This window comes from Sinorhizobium sp. RAC02, from assembly GCF_001713395.1.
GTDB lineage: Bacteria > Pseudomonadota > Alphaproteobacteria > Rhizobiales > Rhizobiaceae > Shinella.
In genome coordinates this window covers 1,820,546-1,836,064 of record NZ_CP016450.1, presented here as the reverse complement: position 1 = coordinate 1,836,064, position 15,519 = coordinate 1,820,546, and the positions used below count along the sequence as shown (strand labels likewise).

Genomic DNA, 15,519 nt, shown 5'->3' with positions numbered 1-15,519 from the left:
TTGTTCCGCCGGATTGAATCGGTTCGGCAGCGCGTTGAATCGAAATTTCAGGAAAGGTCGCTGCAATGAAGGTCGAAGGCCTCAACATCCACCCGCTGAAGAGCGGCCGCGCCATCCCGGTCGAAAGCGCGAGCGTCCGCTTCGACGGTCTTGCCGGCGACCGGCGCTACATGATCGTTGAGCCCGACGGCCGCTTCATCACCCAGCGCGAACTCCAGGCGCTTGCCCGCGTCGAGGCGACGGCGGTGGGGGAAAGCCTGCATCTCGAAATGGGGGGCCGCCAGCTCTTCGCCAGCTTCGAACCGGACGACCGCCTCGACGTGACCATCTGGGACAGCCCGGTGAGTGCTGCCGTCGCCGACGAGGCGGTCAACGAGACGCTCTCGGAGTGGTTCGTTCGTCCCGTCAAACTCGTGCACATGGATGCGGCGGCCAGGCGTGCCGAGGGCGAGGACTGGGCCGGCGAGCCGGCGCCGGTCGGTTTTGCCGATGGTTTTCCCGTCCTCGTCACCACGACCGGGTCGCTCGCCGATCTCAACAGGACGCTCGCCGCCAAGGGCCAGGAGCCCGTCGGCATGGACCGCTTCCGCACCAACATCCTCGTCACCTGCGACGAGCCCTGGGCGGAAGATCTTTGGGAGGCGATCGAGATCAACGATATCGTCTTCGACTTCGTCAAACCCTGCGCCCGCTGCATCATGACGACGCAGGACCAACTGACCGGCGAACGCATCGGCGGCAACCCCATCCAGGGCCTCGCCGAAAAGCGCATGTCCGCCGACCGCCGCGTGCCCGGCGTGCTCTTTGGCTGGAACGCCGTGCCGCGCGGTGAAGGCGAAATCCGGCTCGGCGATGCGGTGCGCGTGACGAAGACGCGCACCGCACGCTGGCCGATGAAGATCAGGGCTTAACTTCCAGAGGGCGTCTGTTCTTGCGTTTTTCGCCTCCGACTCCTATGTATATCCCAATGGGATATCACAGGGAGAGGGCGCATGGCCAATTCGACCGTTTTCACCAGCAATCGCAGCCAGGCCGTGCGTCTTCCCAAGGCCGTCGCCTTTCCGGAAGATGTGCATCTGGTTGACGTCCTCAAGATCGGCCGCAGCCGCGTCATCGTTCCGCAGGGCCAGAGGTGGGACGACCTCTTCCTGAATGGGCCGCGCGTCAGCGACGATTTCATGAGCGAACGGGAGCAGCCGGTAGCGGAAGAGCGCGAAGCCTTCTGATGCTGACCTATATGCTCGACACCAACATCTGCATCTACGTGATGAAGACCTACCCGCCGGCGGTGCGCGAAAAATTCAACGCGCTCGCCGAGCAGCTCTGCATATCGAGCATTACGCTTGGAGAACTGCACTACGGCGCAGAGAAGTCCGCCCGCCGCGCTGAAAACCTTGTGGCGATCGAGCACTTCGTGGCGCGGCTGGAGATCCTGCCATTTGCCGACAAGGCTGCGGCACATTACGGCCAGGTTCGTGCCGAACTGGAACGAGCCGGCACGCCCTGCGGTCCCCACGACATGCAGATCGGTGGCCACGCCCGCAGCGAGGGGTTGATCGTCGTCACCAACAATCTGCGGGAGTTTGTCCGTATGCCGGGTGTCAGGGTCGAAAACTGGCTGTAATCGACCCTGACACGCAGGACATGCTCTTTAAGGCGCTAAACCCAGCCGCGCCGTTTGAAATACAGGAACGGGATCAGCGCGGAGATGATCATCAGGCCGACCGCGTAGGGATAGCCGAAGTGCCATTGCAGCTCGGGCATCAGCTCGAAGTTCATACCATAGGCTGACGCGACCAGCGTTGGCGGCAGGAAGATCACCGAGGCGACCGTGAAGATCTTGATGATCTGGTTCTGCTCGAGATTGATCAGGCCGAGCGTCGCGTCGAGCAGGAAGTTGATCTTGCCTGACAGGAACGCGGCGTGGTCGCCGAGCGAGACGGCATCACGCTGCACGAGCTTGACGACCTGGCGGATTTCCTTCGAAGGCCGGCGCGTCGGGGTTTCCAGCGCAGCGTGATAGGCGACGAGGCGCGAGATGCTGACGAGGCTTTCGCGCACGCCGCTCAAAAAATCGCCCTTGCGGCCGAGCTGTTCGATCAGCGCTTCGAGGTCCCGCGTCTTCTTGCGCGACGGGCCCTTCTTGCTGCGGAACACTTCGCGCGAAATGCCGTCGATCTCGTTGCCGAGCCGTTCCAGCACGTCCGCCATGCGGTCGATGACAGCCTCGATGACGCCGAGCATGACATCCTCGCCGGTCTCGTAGCTGTGGCCATTGCCGCGCAGGGCCCGGTTGCAGAAGGTGACGAAAGGCTTTGCCTCGGCATGGCGCACCGTCACCAGCGTCGGACCACGAAGGATGAAGGTCACCGGCATCTTGGTCGGCTCGTCACCGTCGAGATTGGTCAGCGCCGTCATCGTCATGAAGGCCGCGCCATCCTCCTGGTAGAGGCGGGCGGACAGTTCGATGTCTTCCATCTCTTCCCGCGTCGGCATGGAGATGCGCAGGGCCGCCTCGACGTCCTTCACTTCTTCATTTGTCGGGCTGAGCAGGTCATACCAGAGGGCAGGGGCGATCGCCTGCTCGATGGCGGGGTTGGAGATTTCGCGCAGGCAAAAGCGGTCAGCCTTGCGGGCATAGATTTGCAGCATGTTTCGCTCCTCTGAGGGCATTCTCGCCATCCGGAGCAAGGCCGTAGCCTCCTACCGGATAGGTCGCTCGATCGCTCTCGATAGTCGACTGTCGGGGTCCATTGATCTTATCCGGGTTTAATTGGCGTCCTGTGACACCGCGGGTGCACATGCGCCCAAAATGCTGTCTCGTCAAGCACATCGGGCCATCGGCGGAATCAGATTGTTTCATCAATCCGGCTGATTGCTTGGTCAATTAAATTCGCTTTTGTTAATTGATGGCTGGACATAGATTCCGGGTCCATATTTCGGAGAAGCCTATGTCCGCCCCATCCATCGCTGCGGCCCCCACCGCAAGCCGGCCCATGCCCTGGCCCATCATCATTGCCGGCTCGTTGATCGCCGTGCTGACCTTTGGCCCACGCTCGGCCATGGGCTTCTTCCAATTGCCCATGTTGCAGGATACCGGCTGGGACCGCACGACGTTCGGCCTCGCCATGGCGTTCCAGAACCTCGCCTGGGGCGTCAGCCAGCCGTTCTTCGGCGCCATCGCCGACAAGTTCGGCACCTGGCGCGTGCTGCTGGTCTCCGGCCTCGTCTATGCGCTCGGCCTGTTCCTGATGTCGCTCGGCACCTCGCCCCTCTGGCTGCATATCGGCGGCGGCGTGCTGGTCGGCCTCGGCGTCGGTTCCGGCTCCTTCGGCATCCTGCTGTCCGCCTTCGCACGCAACGTCACGCCCGAGCAGCGCTCCATGGCCTTCGGCATCTGCACGGCGGCGGGTTCTGCCGGCATGTTCCTGTTCGCGCCGCTGTCGCAGGGCCTCATCAGCGCCTATGGCTGGTCGGACAGCCTCGTCTATCTCGGCATCCTGATGCTTCTCGTGCCGCTGATCGCCATTCCGCTGCGCGGCAACTCCTCCTCCGGCATCACCTCCGCCACGGAATACAAGCAGACGATCGGCGAGGCGCTGAAGGAAGCGCTTGGCCATCGCAGCTATCTGCTGCTCGTCGCCGGCTTCTTCGTCTGCGGCTACCAGGTCGCCTTCATCACCGCGCATTTTCCGGCCTATCTCGGTGATCTCGGCATCGATGCGCGTTATGCGGTGATTGCGCTGGCGCTGATCGGCTTCTTCAACATCATCGGCTCGCTTGCCGCCGGCGTCATCGGCCAGCGCTATTCGAAGCCGTATTTCCTGGCCTATATCTACATCGCCCGCTCGGTGGCGGTGTCGGCCTTCATCCTGCTGCCGAAGTCGCCGGCCTCGGTCATCATCTTCGCCATCGTCATGGGCCTGCTCTGGCTCTCCACCGTGCCGCCGACCAATGCGCTCGTCGCCATCATGTTCGGCACCAAGCATCTCGGCCTGCTCGGCGGCATCGTCTTCCTGTCGCACCAGGTCGGCTCGTTCCTCGGCGTCTGGATGGGCGGCTACCTCTACGACCACTTCGGCACCTATGATCCGGTGTGGTGGCTCGGCGTGGCGCTCGGCATCTTTGCTGCGATCGTGCATTGGCCGATCCAGGAAAAGAGTGTCCTGCGCCCGGCAATGGCCTGAAAAAAATGATGCCGCCGCACGAAAGGAATTCGGGCGGCGCTTCTTGCAAACCGTCATAAAAGTTTCTAAATCTGAACCACCGGCCCATGCCGGTTTTGTTTTACAGCTGTTATGCTCAAATTGAGCAAAATGGCGAGGCCGCGGGAAGGCGGCGGAAAGGGAGGGTTTCATGACCACTCTGGCCCAGAATGCGGCAGGAGCCGAAGTCGTTCGTCCGCTGACTGCTGCGGAACGCTTCGGTGTGCTCGAAAAGCCGGATCTCACCTTCACGCCGGAAATCGCCCGCGAGACCGAGCACCTTTACGAGAAGGTGAAGCAGTTCATCCCCGCCTTCGAATGGCCGGTCTATGCGCCCTATGTCGCCGCCATCAACCGGCTGAAGCGCGAGCGCGGTGCCGTCATTCTCGCGCACAATTACCAGACGCCGGAAATCTTCCATTGCGTCGCCGATATCGTCGGGGATTCGTTGCAGCTTGCCCGCGACGCCGGCAAGGTCGATGCCGAGATCATCATCCAGTGCGGCGTGCACTTCATGGCCGAGACCTCGAAGCTGCTGAACCCGGAAAAGACCGTGCTCATCCCGGATTCGCGCGCCGGCTGCTCGCTGTCGGAATCGATTACCGGTGAGGACGTGCGCCTGCTGAAGCAGCGTTACCCCGGCGTGCCCGTGGTGACCTACGTCAACACGTCGGCCGACGTGAAGGCGGAGACGGACATCTGCTGCACCTCGTCCAACGTGCTCGCCGTCATCGAGAGCCTGGAGAGCGACACAGTGCTCTGCATTCCCGATGAGTACCTGGCGATGAACGTCGCCAAGCAGACCAACAAGAAGATACTGACCTGGAAGGGCCATTGCGAGGTGCATGAGCGCTTCACGGCGGCCGAACTGCTGTCCTACAAGGAAGCCCATCCCGGCATCGAGATCATCGGCCATCCGGAATGCCACCCGGACGTCATCGCCGTCTGCGATTTCGCCGGCTCCACTTCGGGCATGATCAACTACGTGAAGGACAACCGCCCGTCGCGCGTGCTGCTGGTCACGGAATGCTCCATGGCCTCCAACATCCAGGCGGAACTGCCGGGCGTCGATTTCATCAAGCCGTGCAATCTCTGTCCGCACATGAAGCGCATCACGCTGCCGAAGATCCTCGACAGCCTGGTGAACATGACGGAAGAGGTTCTGGTCGACCCGGCAATCGCCGATCGCGCCCGCCTCGCCGTCGAGCGGATGGTGAACCTGAAGCAGTAGGCCGCCCTCGATCTGGAGGAGGGGCCTCAATGCCCCACGGCTAGCCTCTCGGAAGGGAGGCTGGGCGGCGCGTCGGAGGAGTAAGACATGCCTATTGAAAGTTTCCGCCCGCAATCCTGGAACGGCATCGACGATATCGTCATCGTCGGTGGCGGCCTTGCCGGCCTGTTCTGCGCGCTCAAACTTGCGCCGCGTCCCGTCACCATTCTTGCTGCGGCTCCGATCGGCCAGGGCGCGTCCTCCGCCTGGGCGCAGGGCGGCATTGCCGCCGCTATGAGCCCGGGTGACACGTTCGACAAACATGTTGCCGACACGCTGGAAGCCGGTGCCGGCATCGTCGACGAGAAGATGGCGCGCTTCATGGTTTCCGAAGGCCCGGCGCGCATCCATGACCTGCTCGATTATGGCGTGCCCTTCGATCGTGATCTCGAGGGCAAGCTCATGCTCTCTCGCGAGGCCGCCCATTCCGAGCGTCGCATCGTGCGCGTGAAGGGCGACATGGCCGGCAAGGCCATCATGGAGGCGCTCATCGCCGCCGTGCGCAACACGCCGTCCATCCGCGTGCTGGAAGGCTATGTCGTCGAGGAGCTGGTGCGCGAGGGCCGATTCATCTCGGGTGTCGTGGCGCGGCCGGATGCCGGCCAGGCGAAGAACCGCGTGCATTTCCCGGCGCGTGCCGTGGTGCTGTGCTCGGGCGGCGTCGGCCATCTCTTCGCTGTCACGACGAACCCGTGGGAAGCCTGCGGTCAGGGTGTCGGCATGGCGGCACGCGCGGGTGCGATCATCGCCGACCCGGAATTCGTGCAGTTCCATCCGACTGCCATCAATATCGGCCGTGATCCCGCACCGCTCGCCACCGAGGCACTGCGCGGCGATGGCGCCCATCTCATCAATTCCGCCGGCCACCGCTTCATGCTGGATATCCACGAGGACGCCGAACTCGCCCCGCGCGACATCGTCTCCCGCGGTGTCTTCGCCGAAGTCCAGGCCGGTCGCGGCGCGTTCCTCGATTGCACCAAGGCGGTCGGTAGCCATTTCCCCGACATGTTCCCGACGGTCTACGCCTCCTGCAAGGCCGCCGGCATCAACCCGGTGACGCAGCCGATCCCCGTCGTACCCGCCGTGCATTACCACATGGGCGGTGTACTTACGGATGCGGAAGGCCGCACCTCGATCGACGGCCTTTGGGCGGCCGGCGAGGTCACTTCCACTGGCGTGCACGGCGCAAATCGCCTCGCCTCGAACTCGCTGCTCGAAGCCGTCGTCTTTGCCGCGCGCATCGCGGAAAACATCAAGGGTATGCTGCCGGAGCCGAAGATCAACGACTGGGGCAAGAACGCGGGCGAAAGCGACGACCTCGTGACCATCGAGGACAGCCCCGCGCTGACGCGCCTGCGCCGCATCATGAGCGACCATGTCGGCGTCATCCGCACCCGTGACGGCCTCAGAGCCGCCATCCGCGAGATCGCCACATTGGAGCGTGAAAACAGCCGCATGCGCTTCCACAACATCGTCACCACCGCAAAACTCATCGCAACGGGTGCTTATCTGCGCGAAGAAAGCCGCGGCGGCCATTTCCGCTCGGACTTTCCCGAGCAGAAGGCAAACTGGAAGCACCGCACCTTCCTCACGCTTGCAGAGGCGGAAAAGGTGGTTGCGGACCTTTCGGAAACGGCGGCGGCGTAACGGCGCCATCGCGATCAAACAACGAAGCAGGATAAGCCCATGACCACCCCCTATCTTCCCGTCCTCTCGCCGCTGATGGTGGAGGATCAGGTGCGTGCCGCTTTGTCGGAAGACCTGGGTCGGGCGGGCGATATTACCAGCCAGGCGACGATTGCACCGGATGTCGTGGCGAGGGCGGAATTGAACGCGCGCGAGGATGGCGTCGTTGCGGGGCTCGATCTTGCCCGCGCGGCTTTCCGGCTGATGGATCCTGCGATCCACTTCGAGGCCTTCGTGAAGGACGGCGACCGGCTTGCTCCCGGCGCGGTGATCGCCCGTGTTTCTGGTCCCGCACGAGCCGTACTTTCGGCGGAGCGCGTGGCGCTCAATTTCCTCATGCACCTCTGCGGCGTTGCCACGCATACGGCGCGGTTTGCCGACGAGATAGCGCATACGGCGGCGAAGGTCTGCTGCACGCGCAAGACCATTCCGGGCCTGCGCGCGCTGGAGAAATATGCCGTTCGCATGGGCGGTGGCTCGTCGCATCGTTATGGCCTTGATGACGCGATCCTGATCAAGGACAACCACATCGCGGTGTCCCATGGGGTTGCCGGTGCTATCCGCGCCGCCCGCGCCTTCGCTGGCCACCTCGTCAAGGTCGAGGTCGAGGTGACGACGCTGGAAGAACTGGAGGAGGCGCTGGAGGCGCAGCCGGACGTCATCCTGCTCGACAATATGGGACCGGAGTTGCTGCGTCGTGCCGTTGAGATCAACCGCGATTGCGCCGGCCTGAACGACGCGACCTATGCCGCCGATCCGCGTCGCGTGAAGCTTGAAGCCTCGGGCAATGTGAACCTGAAGACGATCCGCGCCATTGCCGAAACGGGCGTCGACTATATCTCGACCTCCAAGATCACCATGGCAGCGCCGACGCTCGACATCGGTCTTGACGTCGTTGTGAGGTGATCGGGCGGAACACGCCACCGCACGATGCGTTCCCGCTCCGTAGGAAATCAATCGGAAGGACGCATCATGTTGAAGATCGTTGCGCTCGCCGCCGCGGCGAGCACCTTTGCGGCACTGGGCGCACCCGCTTTCGCCCAGCAGGCGAAGAACACCGCGCAGGCCAATTTCGTGGACCAGTCCGGCAAGGAGGCCGGCCGCGCGCATCTGACCGCCGGAAATGACGGCGTCCTGTTCGAGGTGGAGGTTTCCGGTCTGGAACCGCGCAAATGGGTGGCGTTGCACGTCCACGAGACCGGCACCTGCGACCATGCCGATGGTCATAAATCAGCCGGAGGCCATTTCAATCCGGATAAGAAGGACCACGGCTTTGCATCCGCAACCGGACCGCATGCCGGCGACCTGCCGAACCAGTATGTCGCCGAAGATGGCGTGATGCGTGCGCAAATCTACACCACCACGGTGCGCCTCGACGATGCCGAGCGCGGAATCCGCGGCCGCGCGCTGATCGTGCACGCCGGTTCGGACGACTATCGGACCAACCCGGCAGGTGGCGCAGGCGATCGGCTCGCCTGCGCCGTGATCGAATAACTACTCGGCCGGAGCCTGCATCGTGTCGGGCTCCGGTTCGCTTGCGGCAAGGCGTTGGCCAAAGGCAATGCGCACGCGGCGGTTCATATCCTTGGTCGTCTTGAACCACTGCCGCGTCGCAACCCAGTAGCGCAGGGTCAGCACCGCGGAGCTTTCTTCCAAACTATCGACAAAGACCTGCGGCGGCGGCACGGATTCGATTGTTGGATCTTCGCTCGCAATGGCCATGAGGCGCTCGATCTCGTCATCGATATCCAGCGCGTTCGGCACCACGACCTTGAGGTCATGTTTTCGGGTGCGCTCGCGGCTATAGTTGGTGACCGGCGTGTTCCAGAGCGTCGAGTTCGGCGCGAGGCGATAGAGACCGTCGCCGGTCTTGAGTTCGGTGGCGAAAAGCCCGACCTCGGTGATCGTGCCGGACACGTCCTTCGTCTCGATATATTCGCCCACTCGGAACGGCCGCAGCACGAGCAGCATGATACCGGCCGCGATATTCTGCAACGTGCCCTGCAGGGCGAGGCCGATGGCGAGACCGGCAGCACCGAGTGCCGCGATGATCGAAGCCGTCTGCACGCCGAATTGGCCGAGGACCGTGACGAAGACGAGGATGAGCAGTGCATAACGCAGGATGTTGGCGAAGAAATGCGCCAGCGTGATATCGATACCACGCACGCGCGAAAGCCCGCTCAGCGCCCAGCGATGCAGCAGCCGCGAGAGAAACCAGCCAAGCACGAGCAGCAAGAGCGCGCCCAGGATAGAGAAGGAGTATTGCACGGCGAGTGCGCTCGCCTGTGCCAGCGCCGCGCGTGTCGCGACGATGATGTCGGTTGCCTGATGTTCCATGGATCCTTTCCCCAATCGTTGTTGCCGGTAGGGGAATGGCAGGGGCGTGGAGAAGTTCCGATTTAAGCAATGCTCGTAAAAGCGCGAAGCGGTTTTGCGCCGCTATCAGCGCATGCCGACCTTGAGACCGGGCGCCGGGCGCTCCTCGAAAATCCGGCGTCGGAAGCGGAAGAGGGCGGCAGGGCGGCCTCCCGTGGCGGCGGTGGAGCCGCCGGTCGGCTCAACGAGTTCGGCGCCCTCCACCAGGCGGCGGAAATTCTGCTTGTGCAGATGCCGTCCGGAGATCGCCTCCACGGTCGCCTGCAATTCGGTGAGCGTGAATTCCGGCGCCATCAACTCGAAGATCACCGGGCGGTATTTGATCTTGCCGCGCAGGCGCGCCATGGCGGTTGCAAGAATTCGGCGATGATCGTGCCGCATGGCAATGCCGGGTGCGGTGCCGCACGATTGGGCACGGCCATCCGTCACGGCCTCTTCGGCAAGGCCGGCCTCGTAGAGCAGTTCGTAGCGCTCGAGGACACGTTCTTCATCCCATGGAAAATCCTCCAGGCCGAAGGCGAGGCGCATCCGGTTGCGCGGCGAAGGCAGGGGGGGAACGCGTTGCGTATTGATCAGTTCGGAAGCCCAGTTTTTCAGCGCCGGCAGGATCAACTGGTCGATGACCGCCGGTCGTCCCTGTCGCCAGTCCTCCCAGGGCAGATACGTGTACCAGTCGCGCCACGCCGCGCCGGTTTCGGCGAGGCGTTCGTTGGCCTCGGCGTCGGTGCGGGTGAGGGCGAGATAACCGACCGAGACCATGTGCGTGCCGGCTTCGTCCGGCAGTTTCTGGCGGCCGCGGTCGCCGAATGTGTAAAGCTGCTCGATATAGCCGAGCTTCAGCGCCGTCTGCGCCTCGACGCTGGCGCGCAGGCTCGTCTCGAAGGTGCGGTGCTGCTGCGGATCGAACGGGCCGAAGGGCAGGGCGTCGCGACCATCCGTGCCGTCACGGCCGATCGCAAGAATGCACGGGCTGCGACCGGAAATCGCGACGACCGCCGCATTGAGGCCGATTTCGACCGGCGGGCGAGCGCTGGTTTCCGTCATCGCACGACCGCCTCCGGCACGGCGGAGAAGGTGAACGGGCTGTCGCCGACATAGTTCGCGCCACGGCCGATCGCCTTGACGGCGGCAATCAGCCTGCCACCGCGCGAAAGCACATGGTCGCCGATCTCGATCAGCCGGGCATTCGGCGTCGCCTGCACGGAGGCGCGGCGCAGGCGCTGTGCCAGTTCATGCTCGTCCTGATCCGGCTCAACGGCCAGCGCGGCGAGCAGGGCTGCCGCCGGCGAGCGGGAGACCCCCATCATGCAATGGACGAGCAGCGGCGCCTGGCGATCCCAGCCGCGGGCAAAGCCGATGATCGCGGTGACATGCTCCTCGCCAGGCGCGACGAGGTTTCCCGTGCCGGCAAAGGCAATGTCGTTGACGCCAAGGATCATGTGACGCTCGGCGGCGATAACGGCCGGCCGATGAAAGCCCTGTTTCGGGGCAACAAGGCTCAGCATTTCGCGACAGCGGTGGCGGACGGCAAGTTCGGCGATTTTTCCAAGCGGTGCGACTACGATCGTGTCCATGGTCACACCGTCGCGGCGAGGGGGCCGCGCCCGCGGTCCAGGGCCTCGAAGCGCTCGACAAAACGGCGCTGCGCGTCGATGGCGGGAAGGGGCGCAACGTCGATCATATCGAGCGTGATGCCGCGCGGCGCGCCGAAGAATTTGACGGCCTCGGCATGGGAAAAGCCGGCCAGTTCCGTTGCCTCGAAGAAGGCGGCGACCTGGTCGGCCTTCTTGATCTTTGCCTTCAGCGCGACGGGCGTTGATGATGGCAGGCCGAAGCGCAAATGGACGGCTGCCTCCAGCCGCTTTTCCACCGTCTTGTAGCCACCGCCGACGACGGCCTTGAAGGGTGAAATCATGTCGCCGATGACATATTCCGGCGCATCGTGCAGCAGAGCGATGAGGCATTCGCCGGCATCGCAGCGGTTCTGCTGGCGGAAGATCGTTTCCACGACAAGCGAATGCTGCGCCACGGAAAAGGCATGGTCGCCGTTGGTCTGGCCGTTCCAGCGTGCGACGCGGGCAAGGCCATGCGCGATGTCGGACAATTCGATGTCGAGCGGCGAGGGATTGAGCAGGTCGAGGCGGCGGCCGGACAGCATGCGCTGCCAGGCGCGAGGCTCCGTCTTCACGCGCGTCGCTCCGCTCATTGCGCCGGCACCTCCGAAGCTTCTTGCGGGAAGGCAAGGCCGGTCCAGGCGGGGAGTTCGAGCGCCACGGGCGCACCGTCGGCAGTGATCGGCGTACCGCTCTGCATGGCGTCGGCCGCGCGGTCGATACGCACGATGGCAAGGCCGAGTGCGCCGGAGACGCTGCCGAGCGTGCCGATCGGCTTGCCGCCGGCGAAAAGCTCGGTGCCGGTTTCGGGAAGGGCGACATCACCCTTGACGATGACGGGCCGGCGCCGGGCGGTGCCGCGATGCTGCATGCGGGAGACGACTTCCTGCCCGACATAGCAGCCCTTGCGGAAGGACAGGCCGCCGGTGAGGTCCAGGATGATATCGTGCGGGAAGGCATCGGAAAGCGCATAGTCGCGGCCGGATTCCACAATGCCGGCGCTGATGCGCAGCGTGTCGTAAAGCGCCGGATCGTCGCTACCGCCGGCGCCCGGGCGGCGCGAGACATCGCGGCCGGCCCCGGCAAACCGGGCGTCGCGTGGTGCATCGGCTTCAACGTCGTCCCAGGCGATCGTCACATCGCCATCGCCGACGATGGCGAGATCGACCGCGGCGCGCAGCTTGTACATGGTGAGCCGCTTCAAAAGTGCATCCCGCTGGTCTTCGGTCGTCTCGATCAGCAAGGCGTCCGCGCCGTCGCGGCGAATCAGGAAATCGAACAGGATCTTTCCCTGCGGCGTCAGCAGCGCGCCGGGGCGGACCTCGCCGTCGGGCAGGTCGGGCAGGTTGGTGGTGATGAGTGCTTGCAGGAAGGTCTCGGCATCCTTGCCGGAAAGGCGGAGAAAGGCGCGGCCGGAAAGCGTGACGGAAGGCATGATTCGATCCAGATTTTTCGCGCACCGGCGCCAGCCGGCGGCAGGCGGTGCACCATCGCACCCGTTGAGACAGAAGTAGAATGGCCCGGCCGCTTTCGCAAGGTCACGGGGCTCTTGCCACAGCGACCGGTGCCCTGTTGGTCATCTGCCCTATTCTCTTGTCCGGAACCTTGGGATGGTTATGAAGGGAGCCCCACCAGAGCGAGGCAGAAACATCATGACACCAGCGCCCCTGCCACACGACGCCTGGTCCGCCTGGCATCCGGCGGAACTCGCGTGCCGGCTTGCCGGTAGCGCGCGGCCGTGGTGCGTCGTCGGCGGCTGGGCGCTCGATCTCTGGCATGGCGTCGAGACGCGGCCGCATGAGGATCTGGAATTCACCATCCTGCGCGATGACTTTGAGCTGTTTCGCACGGCCCTGTCGGGACTGCGTTTCCATGCGGTGGGCGATGGCCATGTCGAGCCGCTTGCTGCACAGGCGCTGCCGCCTGCCGAGATCGCACAGGTCTGGTGCGAGGATGTTGCAGCGCGTCGCTGGCGTGTCGACATGATGCTGGAGGACGGCACGCCGGATATCTGGGTCTACAAGCGCGATGCCTCGATCCGGCGTTTACGCAGCGAGATGGTGTGGAACAGCAGCGACGGCATTCCCTACCTCGCGCCGGAGGCGATCCTGCTTTTCAAGGCTAAATACCAGCGGGAGAAGGACGAGGCCGATTTTGCGCTCGCGCTGCAGAAGCTCGACACGGCGCAACGACGCTGGCTGAGAGCCGCAATCGCAAGGGCTCATCCGGATCACGCATGGCTGGACGTACTATAGGGTCACTCGCCGGTGACGAAGAATTTCCACTGGCCGTCCGGCGTGATGCCGACACGATAGAAATTATAGCTGCCGAATTCCTGCATTTCGGCAAAATCGCCGGCCGTCACGATGCGCAGCAACTCCACCTTTTCCGGCGGCGTCAGGCCGGCGAGGGGCTTTTCGGTGAAATAGGGCCAGACATACATTTCCTCCGGCGTGCCCGCGCCGACATGGGCAAAGCCGGTCGCCAGCACGTCGAGCAGGATTGCCAGCACCTCGATGCCTTCCGGATCGCCGGACTGACCCTTGAGCGTCTCGACCGGGCCTTCCTCGGTCTCGACCATCGAGACCTGCGTCTCGGTCATGCCCTTGCCGAGCAGGGGGCGCAGGCGCTCGATATCGCCGGAGGCGGCAGCCTCGACGATCAGTTCGCGCATGCGGCGCACGGGTTCCGGCGCCTTGCTGATGTCGTAGATCAACTCGACCGGCACATCCGGCTCTTCGACGGTCTTGTCGTCGATGGCGGGTTCATTGTCCGCCGGCTCGGTCACCGCCTGGTTCCGGCGAATCAGCGGGTCGGGCATGGGCAGTTCGAGCGGGCCGGTCTCTTGGTCTTTTTCCTCGGTCTCGACGGGGGGCGCTTTTTCCCCTTCGGCCGGCTTCTGCGGCACCTGGCCCTGTTCGTCCTTCAGTTCGCTGAGGGCAAAGGCCGGGCGCGCGGTCGCGGTCAGCGCCGTCGTTCCAGAAAGCACCGACAATACGATGAGGCCGCTGTAAAACAGCTTTTTGCCGTCAGCCGACATCTGCATGACCTGTCTTCCCAGCCTGGAGCATTTTAAACGCAATTCCGCTGGAATTGCTCTATTGCAGGATGCGCTCGGGGGAGAATTCTCCGGCCAGCATGCGATCGCGCAGCGAATCAAGCATGGCTTCCGCACCGCGTTCGCCCTGCGTGCGAATCGTCTCGCGCAAGGCGAGCGCGATGGCCGCGTCGGCGATGATTTCCGGTTCAATACCGTCCGCCATGCCGTCCGCCCAGGCTTCGTTCTGGTATTCCAGAGCGGCCTGCATCTTCTCGTGTACGATCATCTCGTCGATATCGTTGAGAGTAGGTTCCATTGATCGGTCCATGCGCGGCATTCAGTTCTTACTCGACTGTTAACGACCTTAGCAGCCTTTTCCCAAAACGGCACTGGCTGCTGAAGAAAGAGGTTAATTAACCGCTAATTTCCAAATCGCGCGGTAATTTCTGTGGCAAGTGTTGCACCTTCGTTACGGTATCTCTCTTCTGCGACAACCGCCGAGTCGGTGCAAGCGGTATAGATGGCGGCAAAGGAACGGTATCCACGATTAAAGGCGGCGGTCAGTTTTTCCTGCCGCTTCGGCTCGTTTGCCGCTTCCATGTCGATCAACCGTTGCACGGATGCCCGCCAATTGTCCTCCGCCTTGTCCATGCACAGATTGCGCAGGTAGTGAACCGCGCCGATGATTTCGGAAAGCCGCTCCAGCCGCTCGTCATAGGGCGTGGGCTTTTCCTCGGCGGGGGCCGTGCTCGGCGTTTCCTTGGCTTTGTCGCCGGCCGCCTGCTGGGCGAAAACCGGCGCTGCGAAGAGAAGACTGAAGAGGATAACAAGGCGAATCACCGTCATGCACTCCGCTTCGCCCGCTCGGCTTCCAGCCGGCTGATGCACTCGCGCACGCTGTCGGGCGCGGGCAGGTTTTGGATCTCCTCTGCCGAATACCAGCCAACGCTTGCCGCATCATCGGAGGCGACGGCGACCGCCGTCTCGTCGGCCTTCACCTTGAAGACGGAGAGAAAGAAGGACGGACTGCCGGGGCCGTCTTCATGGCCGGGCAGGTCATAGGTCGCGAAAAGCATGGGTTTTTCGGCGCGAATGCCGGTTTCCTCATGGAGTTCGCGCAGCGCCGTTTCGGCCGGTGTCTCGCCGTCTTCGCCGCGTCCGCCGGGAAAAGCGTACATGGCGTCCGATGGCGGCTTGCTGCGCAGCACGAGCAGATAGCGCCCGTCGCGCTCGATGATGGCGGAGGAGGCGGGCTGGGGCTTCTTCGATTTCTTCATCGCGGTCCGGTTCGCTTGCGCTTCATTGACCCCTTATAGGCAAAGTGCGATG

The 15,519-nt window shown here is 63.6% G+C and carries 19 protein-coding genes; 9 read left to right on the top strand and 10 right to left on the bottom strand.

The annotated features are described in order from the left end of the window. Positions 1 to 65: 65 nt before the first annotated feature. From BSY16_RS08835 to vapC, 3 genes are all read left to right on the top strand, one after another. Positions 66 to 911, top strand: a complete 846-nt coding sequence (locus BSY16_RS08835) for an MOSC domain-containing protein (protein ID WP_069059315.1) — start codon at positions 66 to 68, stop codon at positions 909 to 911. Positions 912 to 992: 81 nt separating this feature from the next. Further along, positions 993 to 1,226: a type II toxin-antitoxin system VapB family antitoxin gene (gene vapB, locus BSY16_RS08830; protein WP_069059314.1), complete on the top strand. Its 234-nt coding sequence runs from the start codon at positions 993 to 995 to the stop codon at positions 1,224 to 1,226. Next, a complete protein-coding gene (gene vapC, locus BSY16_RS08825; RefSeq protein WP_069059313.1) occupies positions 1,226 to 1,624 on the top strand; it encodes a type II toxin-antitoxin system tRNA(fMet)-specific endonuclease VapC in 399 nt (132 codons plus the stop codon). The genes vapB and vapC overlap by 1 nt, the downstream gene beginning before the upstream one ends. Before the next feature lie 35 nt (positions 1,625 to 1,659). Here the strand turns inward: vapC and BSY16_RS08820 are convergent, their stop codons facing one another. Further along, entirely contained in the window at positions 1,660 to 2,652 is a 993-nt protein-coding gene (locus BSY16_RS08820) for a magnesium transporter CorA family protein (RefSeq protein ID WP_069059312.1), read from the bottom strand. A gap of 299 nt (positions 2,653 to 2,951) precedes the next feature. Here BSY16_RS08820 and BSY16_RS08815 point away from each other — a divergent pair, with 299 nt between their 5' ends. The 5 genes from BSY16_RS08815 (at position 2,952) to BSY16_RS08795 (ending at position 8,655) form a co-directional block, all read left to right on the top strand. Then, the gene (locus BSY16_RS08815; RefSeq protein WP_069059311.1) at positions 2,952 to 4,187 is read left to right on the top strand and encodes an MFS transporter; all 1,236 of its coding nucleotides are present in this window, start codon (positions 2,952 to 2,954) and stop codon (positions 4,185 to 4,187) included. Between the two features lie 169 nt (positions 4,188 to 4,356). Further along, entirely contained in the window at positions 4,357 to 5,436 is a 1,080-nt protein-coding gene (gene nadA / locus BSY16_RS08810; RefSeq protein ID WP_069059310.1) for a quinolinate synthase NadA, read from the top strand. 87 nt (positions 5,437 to 5,523) lie between these two features. After that, positions 5,524 to 7,122 (top strand): L-aspartate oxidase, encoded by a 1,599-nt coding sequence (locus tag BSY16_RS08805; protein ID WP_069059309.1) that lies wholly within the window; start codon positions 5,524 to 5,526, stop codon positions 7,120 to 7,122. Between the two features lie 39 nt (positions 7,123 to 7,161). Beyond that, on the top strand, positions 7,162 to 8,067 hold the full coding sequence (gene nadC / locus BSY16_RS08800; protein WP_069059308.1) for a carboxylating nicotinate-nucleotide diphosphorylase: 906 nt from the start codon (positions 7,162 to 7,164) through the stop codon (positions 8,065 to 8,067). 69 nt (positions 8,068 to 8,136) lie between these two features. After that, entirely contained in the window at positions 8,137 to 8,655 is a 519-nt protein-coding gene (locus BSY16_RS08795; RefSeq protein ID WP_069061452.1) for a superoxide dismutase family protein, read from the top strand. On the opposite strand, the gene BSY16_RS08790 is transcribed toward BSY16_RS08795, so the two are convergent. The 5 genes from BSY16_RS08790 to ygfZ all read right to left on the bottom strand — a co-directional run bounded on the left by BSY16_RS08790 (position 8,656) and on the right by ygfZ (position 12,585). Continuing rightward, entirely contained in the window at positions 8,656 to 9,498 is an 843-nt protein-coding gene (locus BSY16_RS08790) for a mechanosensitive ion channel family protein (RefSeq protein WP_069059307.1), read from the bottom strand. A gap of 105 nt (positions 9,499 to 9,603) precedes the next feature. Continuing rightward, on the bottom strand, positions 9,604 to 10,581 hold the full coding sequence (locus BSY16_RS08785; RefSeq protein WP_069059306.1) for an NUDIX hydrolase: 978 nt from the start codon (positions 10,579 to 10,581) through the stop codon (positions 9,604 to 9,606). After that, a complete protein-coding gene (locus BSY16_RS08780; RefSeq protein ID WP_069059305.1) occupies positions 10,578 to 11,111 on the bottom strand; it encodes a tyrosine phosphatase family protein in 534 nt (177 codons plus the stop codon). The genes BSY16_RS08785 and BSY16_RS08780 overlap by 4 nt, the downstream gene beginning before the upstream one ends. Positions 11,112 to 11,113: 2 nt before the next feature. Further along, positions 11,114 to 11,695, bottom strand: coding sequence for a YfbR-like 5'-deoxynucleotidase (locus tag BSY16_RS08775; RefSeq protein WP_286157212.1), 582 nt, complete (start codon positions 11,693 to 11,695; stop codon positions 11,114 to 11,116). Positions 11,696 to 11,739: 44 nt separating this feature from the next. Beyond that, the gene (ygfZ, locus tag BSY16_RS08770) at positions 11,740 to 12,585 is read right to left on the bottom strand and encodes a CAF17-like 4Fe-4S cluster assembly/insertion protein YgfZ (protein ID WP_069059303.1); all 846 of its coding nucleotides are present in this window, start codon (positions 12,583 to 12,585) and stop codon (positions 11,740 to 11,742) included. Between the two features lie 217 nt (positions 12,586 to 12,802). On the opposite strand from ygfZ, the gene BSY16_RS08765 reads away from it, so the two are divergent. Next, complete coding sequence (locus tag BSY16_RS08765) at positions 12,803 to 13,405, top strand: amino acid transporter (protein ID WP_069059302.1); 603 nt, start codon at positions 12,803 to 12,805, stop codon at positions 13,403 to 13,405. Positions 13,406 to 13,407: 2 nt separating this feature from the next. On the opposite strand, the gene BSY16_RS08760 is transcribed toward BSY16_RS08765, so the two are convergent. From BSY16_RS08760 to BSY16_RS08745, 4 genes are all read right to left on the bottom strand, one after another. Beyond that, positions 13,408 to 14,190, bottom strand: coding sequence for a hypothetical protein (locus tag BSY16_RS08760; RefSeq protein ID WP_069061451.1), 783 nt, complete (start codon positions 14,188 to 14,190; stop codon positions 13,408 to 13,410). A gap of 58 nt (positions 14,191 to 14,248) precedes the next feature. Then, complete coding sequence (locus BSY16_RS08755; protein WP_150129906.1) at positions 14,249 to 14,518, bottom strand: hypothetical protein; 270 nt, start codon at positions 14,516 to 14,518, stop codon at positions 14,249 to 14,251. Positions 14,519 to 14,610: 92 nt separating this feature from the next. Next, positions 14,611 to 15,036 (bottom strand): TIGR02301 family protein, encoded by a 426-nt coding sequence (locus tag BSY16_RS08750; RefSeq protein WP_083242862.1) that lies wholly within the window; start codon positions 15,034 to 15,036, stop codon positions 14,611 to 14,613. Further along, positions 15,033 to 15,467 (bottom strand): NUDIX domain-containing protein, encoded by a 435-nt coding sequence (locus tag BSY16_RS08745; RefSeq protein WP_069059300.1) that lies wholly within the window; start codon positions 15,465 to 15,467, stop codon positions 15,033 to 15,035. Before BSY16_RS08745 ends, BSY16_RS08750 begins: the two co-directional genes overlap by 4 nt. Between the last annotated feature and the right edge of the window lie 52 nt (positions 15,468 to 15,519).